Origin of the sequence: Sphaerisporangium sp. NPDC051011, from assembly GCF_040653595.1 — a bacterium.
GTDB lineage: Bacteria > Actinomycetota > Actinomycetes > Streptosporangiales > Streptosporangiaceae > Sphaerisporangium.
Map to the genome: position 1 here is coordinate 88,604 of NZ_JBFAGG010000014.1, position 17,849 is coordinate 106,452.

7 protein-coding genes are annotated in these 17,849 nt (G+C 73.2%); 1 reads left to right on the forward strand and 6 read right to left on the reverse strand.

All coding sequences use genetic code 11. From position 1 onward, the window contains the following. Window positions 1-57 precede the first annotated feature (57 nt). From AB0H21_RS29290 to AB0H21_RS29310, 5 genes are all read right to left on the reverse strand, one after another. A complete protein-coding gene (locus AB0H21_RS29290) occupies window positions 58-2,223 on the reverse strand; it encodes a peptidase domain-containing ABC transporter (RefSeq protein WP_358522801.1) in 2,166 nt (721 codons plus the stop codon). Further along, on the reverse strand, window positions 2,223-5,402 hold the full coding sequence (locus AB0H21_RS29295) for a type 2 lanthipeptide synthetase LanM family protein (protein ID WP_358522803.1): 3,180 nt from the start codon (window positions 5,400-5,402) through the stop codon (window positions 2,223-2,225). Before AB0H21_RS29295 ends, AB0H21_RS29290 begins: the two co-directional genes overlap by 1 nt. 149 nt (window positions 5,403-5,551) lie before the next feature. Further along, complete coding sequence (locus tag AB0H21_RS29300) at window positions 5,552-8,485, reverse strand: AAA family ATPase (protein ID WP_358522806.1); 2,934 nt, start codon at window positions 8,483-8,485, stop codon at window positions 5,552-5,554. A gap of 69 nt (window positions 8,486-8,554) precedes the next feature. Further along, a complete protein-coding gene (locus AB0H21_RS29305; protein ID WP_358522808.1) occupies window positions 8,555-8,785 on the reverse strand; it encodes a hypothetical protein in 231 nt (76 codons plus the stop codon). Then, a complete protein-coding gene (locus tag AB0H21_RS29310; protein ID WP_358522810.1) occupies window positions 8,775-11,546 on the reverse strand; it encodes a type 2 lanthipeptide synthetase LanM family protein in 2,772 nt (923 codons plus the stop codon). Before AB0H21_RS29310 ends, AB0H21_RS29305 begins: the two co-directional genes overlap by 11 nt. A gap of 580 nt (window positions 11,547-12,126) precedes the next feature. Between AB0H21_RS29310 and AB0H21_RS29315 the strand changes: the two genes are divergently transcribed. Next, a complete protein-coding gene (locus tag AB0H21_RS29315) occupies window positions 12,127-17,388 on the forward strand; it encodes a ThuA domain-containing protein (protein WP_358522813.1) in 5,262 nt (1,753 codons plus the stop codon). Window positions 17,389-17,418: 30 nt separating this feature from the next. On the opposite strand, the gene AB0H21_RS29320 is transcribed toward AB0H21_RS29315, so the two are convergent. Next, on the reverse strand, window positions 17,419-17,832 hold the full coding sequence (locus tag AB0H21_RS29320; RefSeq protein ID WP_358522816.1) for a BBE domain-containing protein: 414 nt from the start codon (window positions 17,830-17,832) through the stop codon (window positions 17,419-17,421). Window positions 17,833-17,849: the final 17 nt, after the last annotated feature.

The window sequence follows — 17,849 nt, forward strand, 5'->3', positions numbered from 1 at the left end:
TTGGTGGATCGTGATCGGACTCGGTCCATGGGGCGCGCCGGCGGGACCCGGCGCGCCTCACGCGTTCAGTGCCTCGGCGCGCTGCCGGGGCGCCGCGTCGTGCGCGAACAGCTCTCGGTAGGTCCCCTCTCGTGCGACGAGCTCCTCGTGCGTGCCGCGCTCGACGATGCGGCCGCGGTCGAGCACGAGGATCTGGTGGGCGTCGCGGATCGCGCTCAGCCGGTGCGAGATGACGATCCGCGTGACCTCGAGCCCGGACAGCGCCGCGTCCACGCGACGCTCGGTCTCGGGGTCGAGGTGGCTTGTGGCCTCGTCCAGGATCAGCAGGCGGGGCTTGTGGACGAGGGCGCGGGCCAGGGCGACCCGCTGGCGCTGCCCGGCCGACAGCGCGGCGCCGGCCTCGCCGACGAGGGTGCCGTACCCCATGGGCATGGCGACCACGTCGTCGTGCAGCCCGGCGACGCGGGCGGCGCGCACGACCTCGGCCTCGGTGGCGTCCTCGCGGCCGAGCGTCAGGTTGTCCCTGATCGTGCCGTTGAACAGGTTGAGGTCCTGCAGGACGGCGCCGCAGCGTGACCGCAGGTCGTGGACGTCGAGGTCGTCCAGGTCGTGCCCGTCGTGGCGCACCGTCCCGGCGGTGGGGCGCAGCAGGCCGAGGATCAGCAGCGCGATGGTGCTCTTGCCGGAGCCGGTGCGGCCGACGATGCCGAGCTTGGCGCCGGGCGGGACGGCGAAGGTGAGGTCGTCGAGCACCGGAGGGGCGTCGGCCTGGTAGTGGAAGACCAGCCGTTCGACCTCGATGCCGCTCGCGGTGTGCGCGGGGAGCCGTACGTGGCCGGCGGGTTCCTCGTCGGCGTCGACGATGTCGTAGACCCGCTCGATCTGGCTGCGCAGCATCGGGTAGCTCTGGCCCGCGCCGGCCAGCGACTGGAGCGGGGCGAGGACGGCGAGGGCTACGGTACTGGCGGCGAGCGCGGTGCCGAGCGTCATGCCGCCGTTCAGGACGAGCGCCAGCCCGGTCAGCAGCAGGAGCAGCGGGGCCGCGGTGGCGAGGGCCTGGTGGAGTGCTTCGAGGCCGGCGGTGATCCGGCCGCGGACGACCAGGGCGCCGCGATAGGTGTCGAACAGCCGCCCCCAGTGCTGTTCGGCCCGCCCCTCGACGCCGTTGGCCTTGACCGGGACCACGGCCTCCAGGGTCTCGGTGAGGTAGCTCTGCTCCTCGGCCTTGGCCGACAGCTCCCGCTGGTAGACGGCCGCGACCCGCGGCGAGACCCGTACGACCAGCAGCACGTGGGCGGCGCCCAGGGCGAGGACGACCGGCACGTAGCCGGGGGCGAGCAGGGCCAGGCCGATCAGGTAGCCGGTCAGGAGGGCGGCGTCCAGCACGAGCATCATCAGCCGTTGCGTGACGGTCTCGCGCGTGGTGGAGACACTGCCGAGCCGGGCGAGCAGGTCTCCCCTGCGGCGCTGGATGAAGAACGACAGCGGCAGCCGCAGCATGTGGCGGATGAGCTGCCGCCCGAGCGTCGCCTCGGCCCGGATGCGCAGGGCGAGCACCGCCTTCTCCCTGAGCAGGGTCGTCAGCCAGGCGAGGACGGTGGTGCCGAGCACGACGGCGGCGAACATCGGCAGGATGTCCGTCCGCCGGTCGGGGGCGAAGGTGTCCACGACCTGCTGGGTGGCGAGCGGCAGCACCAGGGCCAGCAGCTTCAGCACGGTCGCGGTGGCCAGCACGGCGGCGAGCAGGCCTCGGCTGCCGGGCATCGCGACGAAGTCCTTCAGGTAGCGGAGCATCAGCCACTCCCGCATGGGGGTGCGCCGGGGGACGAACTCCGGGCCGGGCGACACGTGGATCAGCACGCCGCCGAAGCGCCGGTCGAAGTCCTCCCTGCTCTGCCACTGGCGGCCGCCGCCCGGGTCGGCCACGCGGACGCGCCGCGTGGTGACCTTCTCCACGACGACGAAGTGGTGGTCGGCCAGGTAGGCGATGGCCGGCTCCTCGACGGGGCCGAGGCGCTCGGTCCGCTCGGTCCGGGCGTGCAGGCCCATGCGGGGGGCGGCGGCGATCAGGTGGGCGGCGGACACGCCGTCTCGTCCGATGCCGAGCATCTCCCGGCACTCGGCGACCCGGGTGTCCCGGCCGTGGAAGCTGGCGATCATGGCCAGGCAGGCCGCAGCGCATTCGGTGGAGGTGAGCTGGTGTCGTAGCGGGACCCTGGCCATCAGCGGTCACTCCCGAGGGGCGCGTCGAGGAGCAGGACGGACGGGACGCGCTCGGGCAGGGCGAGCCGGAGCAGGCCGTGCCCGATGCCGGCCAGCCCGTTCATCAGGCCGGGCGTGGGGGCCGCGCCGGGCGCGCCCCAGCGGGGGCCGCGGCGGGCCAGGTCGTCCAGGAGGTGGGCCGTGCGGGCCGCCAGCAGCTGCGCCGCCTCCGGCCGGTCGCGCAGGTGGAGGAGCGGTTCGAGGTTGCCCAGCTCGCCGTGGCAGAGGCTGTGGTTGGCCATCGGCCCGCGCTCCAGTTCGGCGGCGAGCGCGCGGTCGAGGTCCTCGGACGCCGGGCCGCCGGCGCGCGACAGGCCGATGCCGGGGGCTCCGTGGCACCAGGCGTGGAGCGTGTCGTCGGCGCCGTGTCCCTGCCGGTAGTCGGGCCAGCCCCGCAGGTCGGGCCGGTAGTGCTCGCTCTCGTAGGCGAAGGCGGCCAGGGCCGTGTCGCGGGCGCGCGGGTCGCCGCCCGCCTCGGCGTAGCGGCGCAGCGCCCAGCCGATGCCGCCGGCGCCGTGGGAGAAGCCGGTGAGCGGCAGGTCGTCGCTGAGAGGCGTGTGCCAGGCGACTCCGGCTCCGGCGGGGGCCGCGGTGGTCAGCAGGCGCTCGGCGCACGCCTCCGCGGTACGCCAGGCGGCGGGTGACCCGGTGGCCCGGTGGATCGCGAGCATCGTGGCGAGGGTGCCGGCGGCGCCGCCGATGACGTCCAGCGCCTCGTCCTGGCCGGCCGCCTTCGCGCACAGCTCGACCAGGCCCTCGACCGGCCGCGCGAGGCTCGGGTCGTCCAGCAGATCGGCCATGTGGACCAGGGCGTAGGCGACGCCGCCGAGTCCGGTGAAGGCGCCCATGACGCCCTCCTCGGGCGGGTCCTCGACCAGCCGTGGAAGCGGGACGGCCGCGCGGCGGGCCAGGTCGGCGTACCGCTCCTCGCCGGTGACGGCGGCGCACTGCGCCAGGAACAGCGCCACACCCGTGTAGCCGCCGTACAGGCTCCAGCCCAGCGGCTGGGGCGACCAGTACTTCTCCTCGACCAGCTCCAGCCCGAGCCAGTTGACGCGCCCGCCGGGGCCGGAGGCGCAGGCGAGGCGGTCGACGAGGTCGGCGATGTCCCGGGCGGCGGCGACCAGCCGTGCCTGGTCCGGCCCGTCCGTGGCGGAGGGGACGGCGGCGGGTGACGGAACAGTGCCGACGGCGACGCCGGCGAGGCCGGAGCGGTCGCGGGTGACCATGGACGCCCGGATGACCCATTCCTGGCGCGCGCGGTCGGCGGGGCCCGCGCCGAGGACCTTGCGGACGGCGCGGCTCAGGCTGGGCTCGGGCAGGACGTCCGGGACGCGGACGCCGCCGGAGGTCCACAGGTCGCGGCTGCCGGGCCGGGTGGTGAAGATCGGGATGTCGCCCGCCCAGAGGTCCTCGACCTCGTAGGCGATCAGCCGCTCGCGGGAGCGGTCGCCGCGGGTGATGGCCCACAGGTAGTCGAGGACGCGGTCGCGGTCCAGGCCGTGGCGGAGCACGTCCGGGTGGGTGGACTCCATCATCAGCTTGCCGTACGTGCGGGTGGCGCGCGGGACGACGCGGATCTCGTCGGCGGAGAACGTGGTCAGCAGCCGGACCAGGGAGGGGCCGTCGGCGACGATGGCCTCGTAGCCGCGGCCGAAGCCGGCCAGCAGGTCGTCGAGGTGGTCGGCGGGGTCGGCTTCCTCGTCGCCCAGGCGCGGGCGGTTGCGCACGCCGGGGAATGCCACGTGGTCGCGGACCAGCCGCATCTCGTCGGTGCCCTGTCCGGTCCAGGACGGGGTCTTCATCGGCAGCACGGCGTCCTTGTCGCCGCCCATGCCGGACAGGTCGATCACGCCGTTCTCGCCGACCATCAGTTCGGGCAGCAGGCCGCTGCGGCTCACCGACGACTCCAGGGCCATGGCCGCCGGGTCGTCCAGGAGGCGCTCGATCCCCGCGCCGGGCACCAGCGGGTGCAGCAGGGCCTCCAGGTCGACCAGCACGGGCTGCTCGCCGCAGGCGATCAGGTTCTCGCAGTGGAAGTCGGAGCCGTCCAGGGCGTGCAGCAGCGCGAGCAGCGCGCCGAGCCGGTGGTAGTAGCGGGCGACCTGCTCCCGGTCCTGGCAGGGCAGGTGGGGCGCGAACTCGACCCAGCCGTACGGCCCGCGGTCGAGGACGGTCAGCCGGGTGAGGTCCAGGCCTGTCACGCGCGCGTTGAGCCAGGCCAGGGCGTCGTTGAAGTGCCGGTGGACGGCCTGCGAGCGCGGCTTGTAGACCGTCTGCGCGCCGCTTTCGAAGGCCAGGACGCTGACCGCGCGCCCGCCCTGGTGGGTGTCGCCGCCGCCCGTGACGGCGGTCAGCGGGCCGGGGTCGGCGCCGCCCAGCAGCGTCCGCACGATCTCGGGACGGTCCTGCGCGTAGCGGGCGAGCATCTCGCTCCGGCCGTCCGCGAACCGGCCGGTCGTCTCGGCGAGCAGCCGGGCCAGCACCGGGTACTCCTCGCACAGGGCGGCGAGCGCGCCGGGCCGCCCGTACCACCGGACGAAGTCCGCGAACCGCTCCTCGGGGGTCTCCCCGGAAAGCCGCTTCGAGACGCGCATGACGTTGAGCTCCAGCACCAGTGTGCGCGACGCCAGCGACGCGAGCCGCTGCCGGAGCTCGACGCCCCAGGCCGCGAGCAGGCCGTCCGCGTCGACGGCGGGGCCGCAGTCGTCCAGCGCGCCGGCCAGGCGCCGCAGCGCGCCCTCGGCGAACGGCGCCATGATGGCCGCGAAACCCTCGCCGGTCTCTGCCGGCACCGTGTGCGCCACGGCGATCGCCTCGGTGGCGTGCGCGGCCCAGTCCGGCCGGGCGACGCGGCCCGCCAGCGCGGCGGGCTCCTCGTCCAGCAGCGCGGCCAGTTCGTCGAGGGTCAGCCCGGCCGCGGCGAGCCGCCGGTCGAACTGCCCGGTCTTCAGCAGCCCGTGAGCGCTCTGCCACTCCCGCAGCCGCCAGCGCGCGGTCTCGCCGACCGACTCCGGCGACCGGGCGGCGGGGATGTCTCCGCCGGTCCGGTCCAGCCGCTCCGCCAGGGTGAGGCCGCCGGCCCACCACGCCGCGTCGAGCCCGGGGGCCGCTCCTGGGGTGATTCCGTCTCCGCTCATGGCAAGAACTCTGCCGATCGGCGGCTTTCGCCACATGCGGGCGGCGCCCCCATATTTGCGCGGGCTTACCTGAGCGTCATAGGGGCGCCGACGGCGTCATGGGGGCATCGGCCGCATCCGGCTGGACGCGTCACTTCAGCTCGGGCGCATCAGCTCGGGCGCATCAGCTCGGCCGCGTGCTCGTACAGGGCGTTCCGGTCGGGCAGGGCCAGTTTCTGCAGCAGGCTCGCGACGTGCTTCTCCACGGTGCGGGGCGAGATGAACAGCCGCTTGCCGATGTCGACGTTGCTGCGCCGCTCGGCGAGCAGGGCGAACACCTGGTACTCGCGCACGCTGACGCCCTTGCCGCGCAGCAGGCTCGGCACCTGTTCCCGTCCGCTGCGGCGCTGCGCCACGGCGGCGCCGGCCCCGCGCAGCATCGCCCGGCAGGCCCCGGTCACGGCGGGGATGCCCGCCTGGTGGAAGTACTCCTCGGCGGTGCGCAGCCAGACCAGGGGCTCTCCCCAGCCGTCCGCCAGGGCGGCTTCCGCGACGAGCCGGAGTCCCAGGTGGTGGGCGAGGGGGAAGGGACGGGCGGCGTCGGCGGCCCTGCCGAACGCGGCGAGCGCGCCGTCCGGGTCGCCCTGGCGGCCCAGCAGCACGGCCCTGGCCAGGTGGAGGAAGGTGCGGTTCCACTCCAGTTCGGCGGCCGAGGTGGTCTCCGCGGCGTCGCACTCGGCGGCGCCCGCCCGCCCGGCCAGCACCTCCATGAGGACGCCGAGCCCGTACCTGCCGGTGATGTAGTAGATGGTCGGGTTGTCGTCCTCCCACTCCCGCGCCTTGGTCAGCATCTCGCCACACAGGTCGCGGTCCTCCTCCAGCAGCGCGCACATCGCCTGGCACAGGCCGTACACCACTGGCATGTGCAGGCTGCTCTCCCCGCCCCACCTGCGGAACCGCTCCAGAGCGCGGTCCATGTCGGCGCGCCTGGCCTGGTGGGCGGCGAGCGTGGCCTGGGCGAGCAGGATGTACTGGGTGTAGGCGGTGTGGCCCAACCGGATCGTGGACTCGACGCACGGGACGGCGATCTCGTGGGCGTCGCCGTACTCGCCGCGCAGGACCGCCGTCATGACCAGCGACGCCTGGGTGGCGTGGACGAGGCTGATCGCGCCCGCCCGCGCCGCCGCCCTGCCGACCTCCTCCAGCGGCTGCCGTTCTCCGGTGCGCAGGGCGCGGTTGGCGGCCAGGCGCAGCATCGCGCGCAGCTTCCACAGCTTCAGGCCGTGGGCCTCGGCGATGGACACCACCCGGGTCAGGCAGCGGTCCGGCTCGTCGAACCCGCGGGTCCGGGAGTACAGCGCCATCCGCTCCCACGCCTGGCAGGCCACCTCGGGCAGTGGGACGCGCTCGGCGACCTCCGCGGCGTGCCGCACGAGGGCCTCGGCGGCGGCCATCCGCTGGGGGCTCTGCTGGAGCACCCCGTGGTCGGGGACGATGAGCTGGGCCTCGATCACGTCGATGGCCGCGGTGCGGGCCTCGTCCGGGCTGATCCGCAGGAGCCTGCGGACGGACGCGACGTGCGCGAGGCCGTCGGCGGTGCCGCCGATCTCTGCGGCGACCCAGGCCAGCTTGGTGCGCAGGTCGATCTCGAGCGGGATCGTCATCGCGAGGTCGCCGGTGATCGGGAGGTCCTTGGCCAGGGCGAAGGCGCGGTCGGCCTGGCCGCTCTCGGTCAGCGCGTGCAGCAGGCCCTGCAGGGTGCTCGCCCGCAGGTCGGCGGGGGCCTGGCCGAGCATGGCGTAGGCGCGTTCGAGCAGCATGACGGCCAGGTCGGCGGCGCCGTCGTCCAGCAGGCGGCGGCCGGCGCCGGCGAGCAGGCCGGCCGCGCCGAGGGCGTCCCCGGCGGTCAGGCGCAGGGTGGCCGCGATCTGGCACCACTCGCCGGGCAGCCCGGGGTGCAGGCGCTCCAGGGCGTCGGCGGCGCGGCGCGCGATCATCGCGCGCTCGGCGGGGATCAGCGAGGAGCGCAGGGCCTCGGCCATCAGCGCGTGGCGGAAGGCGTACCAGTCGCTGGCGGAGTCGTCCGGCAGGATGAGCCGCGCGCCCGTCCCGGCGCGCAGGAAGTCCATGACCTCGCGGTCGTCCAGGCCGGTGGCCTCCTGGATGACCGGGATCGGGAAGCGGGAGCCGAAGACCGCCGCCGTGTGCAGCAGTTCCTGGGCGGTGTCGCTGAGCTGCGCGGCGCGCAGGGTGATGCTGCGCACGAGCGTGGTGGGCACGTCGATCGCGGGGTCGCCGTTCAGCAGCCATCGACGGCCGTCGCGCTCCAGGGCGCCGACGCCCGCCATGGCGGCGAGCAGTTCCTCGACGACGAACGGGACGCCTGCCGTGTCACGTTCCAAACGGGTGAGCAGTTGCTCGGGCAGGTCGTCGGGGGATGTGTCCAGGCAGGCGGCGGTGAGCCGGACGAGCTGCTCGGGCGGCAGGGGTGCGAGGTCGATCAGGGCCGCGGTGCGCCGCTGCGCGCTGGCCTCGGCGACGGACCGGGCCGGCCCGGCGTGGCTGCGCATGTTGGCCAGCAGGAAGGCGGGCACGCCGGGGAGGTTGTCGGCCAGGTACTCGACGACGGCGAGCGTGTCGGCGTCCGCCTCGTGCAGGTCCTCCAGGACGAGCAGGCAGCCGCCGTCCCGGCCGATGGCGGCCAGCAGCCGCAGGACGGCCTCGGCGAGCACCATCACCGACTCCAGGTGGTCGGCGACCCCCGCCCGCCGCCACTCGGGGACCAGCTTGGTCAGTGCGGGCAGGTAGGGCGCCAGGGCCGGGTCGTCCGGCGGCTCCTTGGTCCTGGTGTAGGAGAGCAGCGCCTCGCACAGGGGTTTGAACGGGATGTCCGCGCTGACGCCTCCGCCCCGTCCGCGTAACGCGGTCATCCCGGCGTCGAACGCGCGGTACTCGCACTCCGCGGAAAGGCGGGACTTGCCTATTCCCGGGTCGCCGAGCAGGAATACCGCGCCACCTCGGCCTTCTCGCGCGGCGGCCAGGCGCCGGTCGAGTTGCTCGATTTCCCGCTCGCGCCCGACGAGAACGGGGGAGGTGAATGACATGACGACAGATTAACTGCCGTCATGTCACGATTTATTGGCACCTCAGGGGTGCCGGCGAAATGCGGCGTTTCAGCAGGTGCTGATGGTGACGGGGTTGACGGTGTCGTCCCCGCCCGCGGCCAGCACCGCGTGCGCCGCGGTGTCCGGCGAGCCGAACGCGATCGTCGCCCCGGCCGTCAGCCCGGCCAGCACCAGCGCGCGGGTCACCGGGGACACCCCGGCCAGCCTGATCAGAATGGCACCGGCCGGGTTCGGCGACGCGACGGATTCCTCGGCGGTGAAACGGTTCTCAGACTCCACGGTTCTCTCCTTCTCCAACGGCCTGCAACAGCAGCACCGACGATGTCTTCTCGGGTAGGGCCAGCCTGAGCAGGCCGTGGCCGATACCGGCCAGGCCGTCCAGCAGGCCCGGTGTCGGCGCGTGGCGGGGAGTGCCGCACCGCGCTCCATGAGTGTCCAGCGAGGCCAGCAGCCTGCCCGCGTGGCGGCGCAGTGACCGCTGCGCGGCGGGGTCGCCTCGCCGGGCCAGGGCGCTCAGCGCCTCCAGACGTCCTGTCTCGCCGTGGCACAGGCCGTGCCCCCCCAGCGGGACGTCGGAGACCAAGGACGCCGCCGCATCCCCCGGCAGGGCGGCGTCGGACAGGGTTGCGCCAGACAGGGCGGCATCGGACAGGGCCAGGCGCACTCCCGCCCGGCCATGGCACCAGGTGTCCCCCTCCTCCGCCCGTACGGCGGCTTCGATGAGCAGGCGGGCGCCGTCCTGGCTCGGCCCCTGCCTGACGAGCGCCCACCCCACACCCGCGGCGCCGAAGGCGAACCCCGGCGGCAGGTCCGCCGCCGAAGGCACCGCCGCCGCCAGGCGCTCCGCGCACGCCGCCGCCACACGACCGGCCGCGGCCGACCCCGTGCCTTGACGGACGGCGAGCATCGCGGCCAGGCACCCGGCCAGGCCGTCGTGGACGTCCAGCGGCGACCGGTCGGTCACCGCCAGGCCTGCGGCCTCGACCGCGGGCTCCACCCAGCTCGCCACCTCGGCGTCGTCCAGCAGCACGCCGAGCTGGGAGGCGCCGTAGGCGATGCCGCCGAGGCCGCCGAACCCTCCGCAGCCGACGGCGTGCAGCAGGACCTCGTGCGCGGCGATCCGCTCCAGCAGCCCCGGCAGGGGCCGCACCGCCATCCGGGCGAAGTCCAGATAGCGGGAGATCCCGGTGGCACGGCTCGCCTGCGCGAGGAACAGCGCGACGCCGAGATACCCGCCGGCCAGCCCCGCCCCGAGCGGCATGATCGTCCACCGGCCGTCCTCCCCGGGCTCCAGCCCCAGCCAGTTGACGGTGTCGCCGTCGCGGTGCGCGGTGGCGCACAGCCGGTCCGCGATGCCCCGCGCGGCGGCCACGAGGGCCTCCGGGTGCGGCACCGTGACCGGCAGCGGCGCCGCGGACGGCTCGCCGGGCGCGTGCCGCCCGCTCGCCACCCGCGCCGCCATCGACGCCTCGATGATCCATTCCTGGTTCTCCCGGTCGGCGGCGCCCAGCCGGGCCAGCTTGGCGGCCACGAGGTCCAGCCCGCTCCGCTCCGGACGCCACGGCAGCACCGCGCCGTCACCGGCGCGGATCTCCCGCTCCCCCGGGGTCGCGCTGAAGTACGGGATGTCCCCCGCCCACAGCTCGGCCCGTTCCGACGGCACCGCCGCCGACCGCGCGGGGTCGCCGGCCGACACGGCGTCCAGCAGGTCGAACACCCCGTCCCGGTCGGCGGCGGACCGCATCACGTCCGGGTGCGTCGACTCGATGAGCAGTTCCCCGTAGAAGCGGGTGGGCCGGAGCAGCACCCGGATCTCGGCCTGGCCGAACCGCGCCAGCGGCCCGCGCAGCAGTTCCTCGCGCCCGGCCGCGATGGCGTCGTAGGCCCGGCGGAAACCGGCCAGCAGGCTCGGCACGTGGTCGGCCGGGTCGGCGTCCACCCCGTCCAGCGTGGGGCGGTTGGCCGCCCCGGTGAAACGGGCGACGCCGCGCACCAGCCGCATCGTGTCCGTCCCGGCCTCCTCCCACTGCGCGGACAGGAACGGGTACACCCCGTCCTTGTCCCCGCCCAGTCCGGAGACGTCCAGCGCGCCCTGCTCGCCGACCATCATCTTCGGCAGCAACGCGGTGCGCTGCACCGAGTCCCGCAGGGCGTTCAGCGCCGGGTCCGCGGACGCCTCCGCGGGCAGCGCCGGGTGGAACAGCGTCTCGACGTCGACCAGCACCGGCTGTGCCCCGCAGGCGATGAGGTTCTCGTAGTGCACGTCGAGGGCGTTCATCGCGTACAGCAGGGCCAGCAGCGCACCGGCGCGCACATAGAACCGCTCGACCTCGGCCGCGTCCGCGCACGGCCCGGCCGGCACGAACTCGGTCCAGCCGTAGCCCTCCCGCCGCAACGCGCGCGGGGTGCGCAGGCCGAGGCCGGGGACGCGTTCGTTGAGCCGGCCGAGCACCTCGGCGAAGCGCAGGTGCGCCTCGACCGGCCGCGGCCGGTAGACGACCTTCGCGCCGCCGGTCAGCGTCACCACGGTGACGGCGCGCCCACGGAGATGGGTGTCGCCGGCCGCGGAGAACTCCACCAGGCCTCCGGGGGCGCCCCCCAGCAACTCCCGGAGATCCTCGCGGTCCGCGGCGAAGCGGGCCAGGAGTTCCAGCCCCGCCTCCACCGCCTGGTCGGCCGCCTGGCGCAGCAGGCGACCGAGAACCGGGTACTCCCCCAGCAGCCCGGCGAGGCCCTCGTCCGTGCCGATCCGGCGGACGAAGTCCGCGAACCGCTCGGCCGGCGTGGCGCCGGACAGGTCCCCCCGCACTCGCCGGGCGTTCAGCTCGAACACCAGGATCCGGGCGGCGATGCGCGTGAGCCGGGCCGTCAGGTCGGCCGCGAAGCGCTCCCGGACCGAGGCGGGCACGGGCCCGCCGTCCAGCGGAGCCGCGCCGGCCAGTTGCTCCACCGCCTGCCGGACGAGCGGCAGCACCGCGTCCGACAGGGTCGCGTCCCGCACCGGGGAGACGCCGGGCATGTCCACAACGGCCTCCAACACGCCGGCTCCGGCGACGGGACGCTCCGTTTCACGAGCCGCGCCGTGCACGGCCGCCCGGACGGAGGGACGCGTCGCGTCCCGGGCTCCGGGTGGCGCGACGGCGGGGGGGCTCGTTAGGGTCACAGGCGTTAAGTATGGCGACCTTCGCGCAGCCCCCACATGGGGGCGATGCCCCCATATTTCCGCGAGCCCCCCACCAGGCGCTCCTACCCCGTCATCCCGTGACAGCGGCGCACACGATGATCAGACTTTCGTCGCCAGTGACAGAAGTTTCGATGGCTTGCGGCTAAATATCTTCACATCTCACCAAAAGTGCCTTATGTTCTGGGCAATCACCGCCTCTATGGAGGAGCTGTGAAGCGAAAGCCCATCCCACCAGCGACTTCCGGATGAGCGGAGACGACCCACGTCACGGACGGCGGACGGAGGCCGGATCAGACCGGCCTCCGCGCGGGCGGCACGGCACCGCCGCCCGGCCGTGACCCGCCTGGGCCGCCCCGTGCGGACCCGAGGCTCGTCGCACTCGGCCCGGCCGATCCAACGCCGGGCCGTAAGGCACCACAGGAAAGGAAGGTCCGCCATGCCCCCCAGGCGGCTGACCGCTCGCACCAGCAGATGGATCGCGCAGATCTGCGCCTTACTCATTCCCCTCTCAGGCCTGACCGTGCTGGCCACCCCCGCCCAGGCGGCGGCCGTCGACCCCGCCGACTACCAGCGCGTGGAGATGGCCAAAGGGGCCGCCGACATGGGCGAGCCGATGTCCATGTCCGTGCTGCCCGACCTGTCGGTGCTGCACACCTCACGCGACGGGACGCTGCGGCGCACCGACGCGCGCGGCGACACCACCATGGTGGGCGTCCTGAACGTCTACTCCCACGACGAGGAGGGGCTCCAGGGAGTCGCCGCCGACCCCGGCTTCACCACCAACCGGTTCATCTACCTCTACTACGCGCCTCGCCTCAACACCCCCAGCGGCGACGCCCCGCTCACCGCCACGGACTTCTCCGCGTGGAAGGGGGTGAACCGGCTCTCCAGGTTCACGGTCAAGCCCGACTGGACGCTCGACATGAGCAGCGAGGTCAAGGTGCTCGACGTGGCGGCCGACCGGGGCATCTGCTGTCACGTGGGCGGTGACATGGACTTCGACGCCGCGGGCAACCTCTACCTGAGCACCGGCGACGACAGCAACCCGTTCGACTCGGCGGGTTACTCGCCGATCGACGAGCGGACCGACCGCAACCCCTCCTACGACGCCCAGCGCTCCTCGGCGAACACCAACGACCTGCGCGGCAAGATCCTGCGGATCAAGGTCAAGCCGGACGGGACCTACGACATTCCGCAGGGCAACCTGTTCCCGCCGGGCACCGCGAACACCAGGCCCGAGATCTACGCCATGGGCTTCCGCAACCCGTTCCGGCTGACCGTCGACAAGCCGACCGGCATCGTCTACGTGGGCGACTACGGCCCCGACTCGAACAGCAGCGACCCGAACCGCGGGCCGAGCGGCCAGGTCGAGTTCAACCGGGTCACCGGCCCCGGCAACTACGGCTGGCCGTACTGCACGGGGACGAACACGCCCGCCGAGACCTACAACCGCTTCACCTTCCCCTCCGGACCCTCGGGGCCGAAGTACGACTGCGCCGGCGGGCCGACCAACGACTCGTTCCGCAACACCGGCCTGCGCCGGTTGCCGCCCGCCCAGCCCGCCTGGATCAGGTACGGCGGTGACGCCGGCTCCCCGCCGGAGTTCGGCGGCGGCTCGGAGTCCCCGATGGCCGGGCCGGTCTACCACTACGACCCCGACCTGAAGTCCGCGGTCAAGTTCCCCCAGGACCTGGACGGCCAGTTCTTCGCCGCTGAGTTCGGCCGCCGCTGGATCAAGCCGATCGCCATCAACGCCGACGGGACGCCCGGCGCCATCGGCAACTTCCCGTGGACCGGCACCCAGATCATGGACCTGGCGTTCGGCCCCGACGGCGCGCTGTACGTCCTCGACTACGGCTCGGGCTACTTCGGCGGCGACGCGAACTCCGCGTTGTACCGCTACGAGTACATCAAGGGCCGCGACCGTTCACCGATCGCCGCCGCCAAGGCCGACAAGACCTCGGGCAAGATCCCGCTGACCGTGACGTTCTCCTCGGCCGGCTCCGCCGACCCGGAGGGGGCCGCGCTGACCTACGCCTGGGACTTCGGGGACGGCACCACCTCCACCGAGCCGAACCCGGTCAAGACGTACACGACCGAGGGCCGGTACAGCGCGAAGCTCACCGTGAGCGACCCCGCCGGCAACACCGGCACCGCGAGCGTAGTGATCAACGCGGGCAACACGGCGCCCGCCGTGGCCGTGGAGACGCCCGGCAACGGTGGGTTGTTCCAGTGGGGTGACACCGTCCCCTACACGATCAAGGTGACCGACGCGGAGGACGGCGCCATCGACTGCGCGAAGGTCACGTTGACCTACGTGCTCGGCCACGACAGCCACGGCCACCAGATCACCTCCAGGAACGGCTGCTCGGGCGCGCTGACCATCCCGCTCGACGGCGAGCACGACGAGGCCGCGAACATCTTCGCGGTGTTCGACGCCGAGTACACCGACAAGGGCGGCCTGACCACGCACGCCCAGCACATCCTCCAGCCGCGGCACCGGCAGGCCGAGCACTACTCGACCTCGTTCGGGGTCAACCCCATCGGCAAGTCGACCGCGCACGGCGGCAGGACCGTCGGGGACATCAACAACGGCGACTGGATCGCGTTCAAGCCGTACGACCTGACCGGCGCCAGGGGGATCACCGCCCGCGTCTCCTCCGGCGGGAAGGGCGGCACCATCCTGGTACGCGCGGACTCCGCGACCGGCCCTGTGCTGGGCAAGCTGAGCGTGCCGGTGACCCCCAGCTGGGAGACGTTCGTCGACGTCTCCGCGCCGCTGTCGATCGCTCCGGCCGGGATGACGCAGCTCTACCTGTACTTCAAGGGCAACGACGGCGCGCTCTTCGACGTGGACGACTTCACGCTGACGGCCGCGCCGCCGAGCGGCGGCCCCGTCATCGGCCCCATCACCGGCACCGGCGGGCAGTGCCTCGACGTCTCGAACGCCGACCCGGCCAACGGCACCAAGGTGCAGCTCTACACCTGCAACGACACCGGAGCCCAGGTCTGGAGCGTCAACGGATCCACGATCCGGTCGCTCAACAAGTGCCTGGACGTCGACGGCGGCCGTACCGCCGACGGCACCCGGGTGCAGATCTGGGACTGCGTCGCCGGCGTCGGCGCGCAGGTGTGGACCATCGGCGAGGACGGCACGCTGAAGAACCCGCAGTCGGGCAAGTGCCTCGACGGCTCGAACGCCGGGCAGATGGTCATCAAGACCTGTGACGGCAGCGCCGCGCAGAAGTGGACGATGCCGTCCAGCGGCACCGGCGGCGCCGAGGTCCTGGTCTTCTCGCGTACGGCCGGTTTCCGGCACGACTCGATCCCGGCCGGCATCCAGGCGATCAAGGACCTCGGCTTCAAGGTCACCGCGACCGAGGACCCGGGCGCCTTCACCACCGCCAACCTCGCCAAGTACAAGGCGGTGGTCTTCCTCAGCACCACCGGCGACGTGCTCAACGACGCTCAGCAGGCCGCGTTCGAGTCCTACATCAAGGCCGGCGGCGGCTACGCCGGCGTGCACGCCGCGGCGGACACCGAGTACGACTGGCCGTTCTACGGCGGCCTGGTCGGGGCGTGGTTCGCCTCCCACCCGGCGATCCAGCCGGCCACCGTCAAGGTCGAGGACCGGGCCCACGCGGCCACCGCCCACCTCGGGCCCACCTGGAACCGCACCGACGAGTGGTACGACTTCCGCACCAACGCCCGCACCACCGCCCATGTGCTCGCCACTCTCGACGAGTCGTCCTACTCCGGCGGCGGCATGGGTAAGGACCACCCCATCGCCTGGTGCAAGACCTACCAGGGCGGACGGTCGTTCTACACCGGCGGCGGGCACACCGCGGCTTCCTTCGCCGAACCGGAGTTCCGCAGGCACCTGCTCGGCGGCATCAGCTACGCGGTGGGCGACGTCAAGGCGGACTGCCGTCCCGAGACCGGCTACACCACGATCTACAACGGCTCCACCACGGGCTGGTCGCAGGCCGGACCCGGCGGCTTCACCAACGCCGACGGCACCCTCACCTCGCAGGGCGGCCTCGGCATGCTGTGGTACAAGGCGAAGGAGTACAACTCCTACTCGCTGAAGATGGACTGGAAGATGCGCGGCGACGACAACTCCGGTGTCTTCGTCGGCTTCCCCGCCTCCGACGACCCGTGGTCGGCGGTGAACAACGGCTACGAGATCCAGATCGACGCCACGGACGCGCCCGAGAAGACCACGGGCGCGGTCTACGGCTTCAAGTCCGCGGATCTCGCGGCCCGCGACGCCGCGCTCAACCCGCCGGGGCAGTGGAACACCTACGAGATCCGGGTGGAGGGCGAGCGCCTGCAGGTCATCCTCAACGGCGTGAAGATCAACGACTTCACCAACACCGACCCCGTCCGGTCCCTGCAGCAGGGGTACATCGGCATCCAGAACCACGGCGACGGCGACGAGGTGGCGTTCCGGAACATCCGGATCAAGGAACTCGGCGCCGCGACCGGTGACGTCACCGTCCAGGCCGAGGCCTGGACCGACGCCAACGGGGTGCAGCCTTACTGGCACACCCCGGCGCACGGCGGCACGGTTCTCGGCTTCGTCAACCCCGGCGACTGGGCGGCCTACGACGACGTGGACCTCACCGGCGTCATCGGCTTCACGGCGCGGGTGGCCTCACCCACCCCGTCCGGCGGCTTCGAGATCCGCACCGGCTCCCCGTCCGGGCCCGTGCTCGGCACCATCACCGTTCCGAACACCGGCGGATGGGAGACCTACGCCGACGCCTACACGCCGCTGACCAACGTGCCCTCCGGGAGCGCCAGGCTCTACCTGGTGTTCACCGGGTCGGACTTCGACGTGGACGACTTCACGCTCGTCCGCGTCCCGAAGGACACCAAGGCGCCGGTGACCAAGGCCGCCCTGGACCCGGCGGAGCGGCCCACCGGCTGGTACACCGCGCCGGTGACGGTCACCCTCTCGGCCACCGACGAGGGTTCCGGGGTCGCCACGACGGAGTACAAGGTGGACGGCGGCCAGTGGACCGCCTACACCCGGCCGTTCACGGTCGGCGGCGACGGCACCCACACGGTGTCCTTCCGGTCCAAGGACAAGGCGGGCAACCAGGAGGACGCCAAGAACGTCACGCTGAAGCTGGACGCCACCAAGCCCGTGCTGACCGTCGGCGGGCTGAACGCCGACGGGAAGTACGGCGACAGCGCCCAGATCACCGTCACCGCCGAGGGTAAGGACGCGGGCTCGGGGATCGACACCGTGACCGCCACGCTCAACGGCAAGGAACTGCAGCTCGGCACGGCGCTCGACCTCACGTCCGTCGCGCTCGGCACGCACACCCTCAAGGTGACCGCCAAGGACAAGGCGGGCAACACGACCGAGCAGACGCGGAACCTGAGGGTGACCACGTCGTTCGGCGATGTCGCGACCCTGCTCGACAGGTTCGACGTCCAGGGCCCGCTCGGGAGCCAGCTCCGCAACTTCCTGGAGTCGGCACGTAGCAGCGCCGAGAAGGGCCACACCGACCAGGCGCTCCACCACCTGGGCAAGTTCCGGGACAGGGCGACCGGCGTGGCCGACCCGGCGGCCCGGGCGGTGCTGGTCCGGGACGCGGACGCCCTGATCGTCCGCCTGGGCGGCGAGGCGTCCGCCGAGGGGATCACCGCCAACAGCGGAGATATCCTCCCGGACATGGCGAACTGACCGGCCTGACGTAGTGAGACGGTGGGCCCGTCACCCGGTCGTCCGGCCGGGTGACGGGCCCACTGGCCAAGGCCCCGCTGGAGGCCGGCCGTGACGGTGTGACGCGCCGGCTCCGCGGGCGGCCGCCGGTGGGACGTTCTGGTTCAGCCGGAAGACGTTCTGGGGATCCCAGATCCGCTTGAGCCGGGCCAGCCGGTAGTAGTTGCCGCCGTAGGCCCGGCGAACCCCCTCGGGCCCTTCGTCGGCGAGGTGGTTGACCTCGGCCCCGACCGCCCACGGCCGTGTCGCCTCCCACAACCGGTCGGCCCAGTCGACGTGCCTGCGCGGGTTCTCGTCGTCCGCCGGCCAGGCCGCCGCCATCTCCAGGCAGTAGGACGCGCCACGGTGCCAGAAGGCGGTGGCCCGCCGCCTCTGGCTGACCGACCGAACCGTGGAAACCCACATCGGCTCCATCCTGTCCA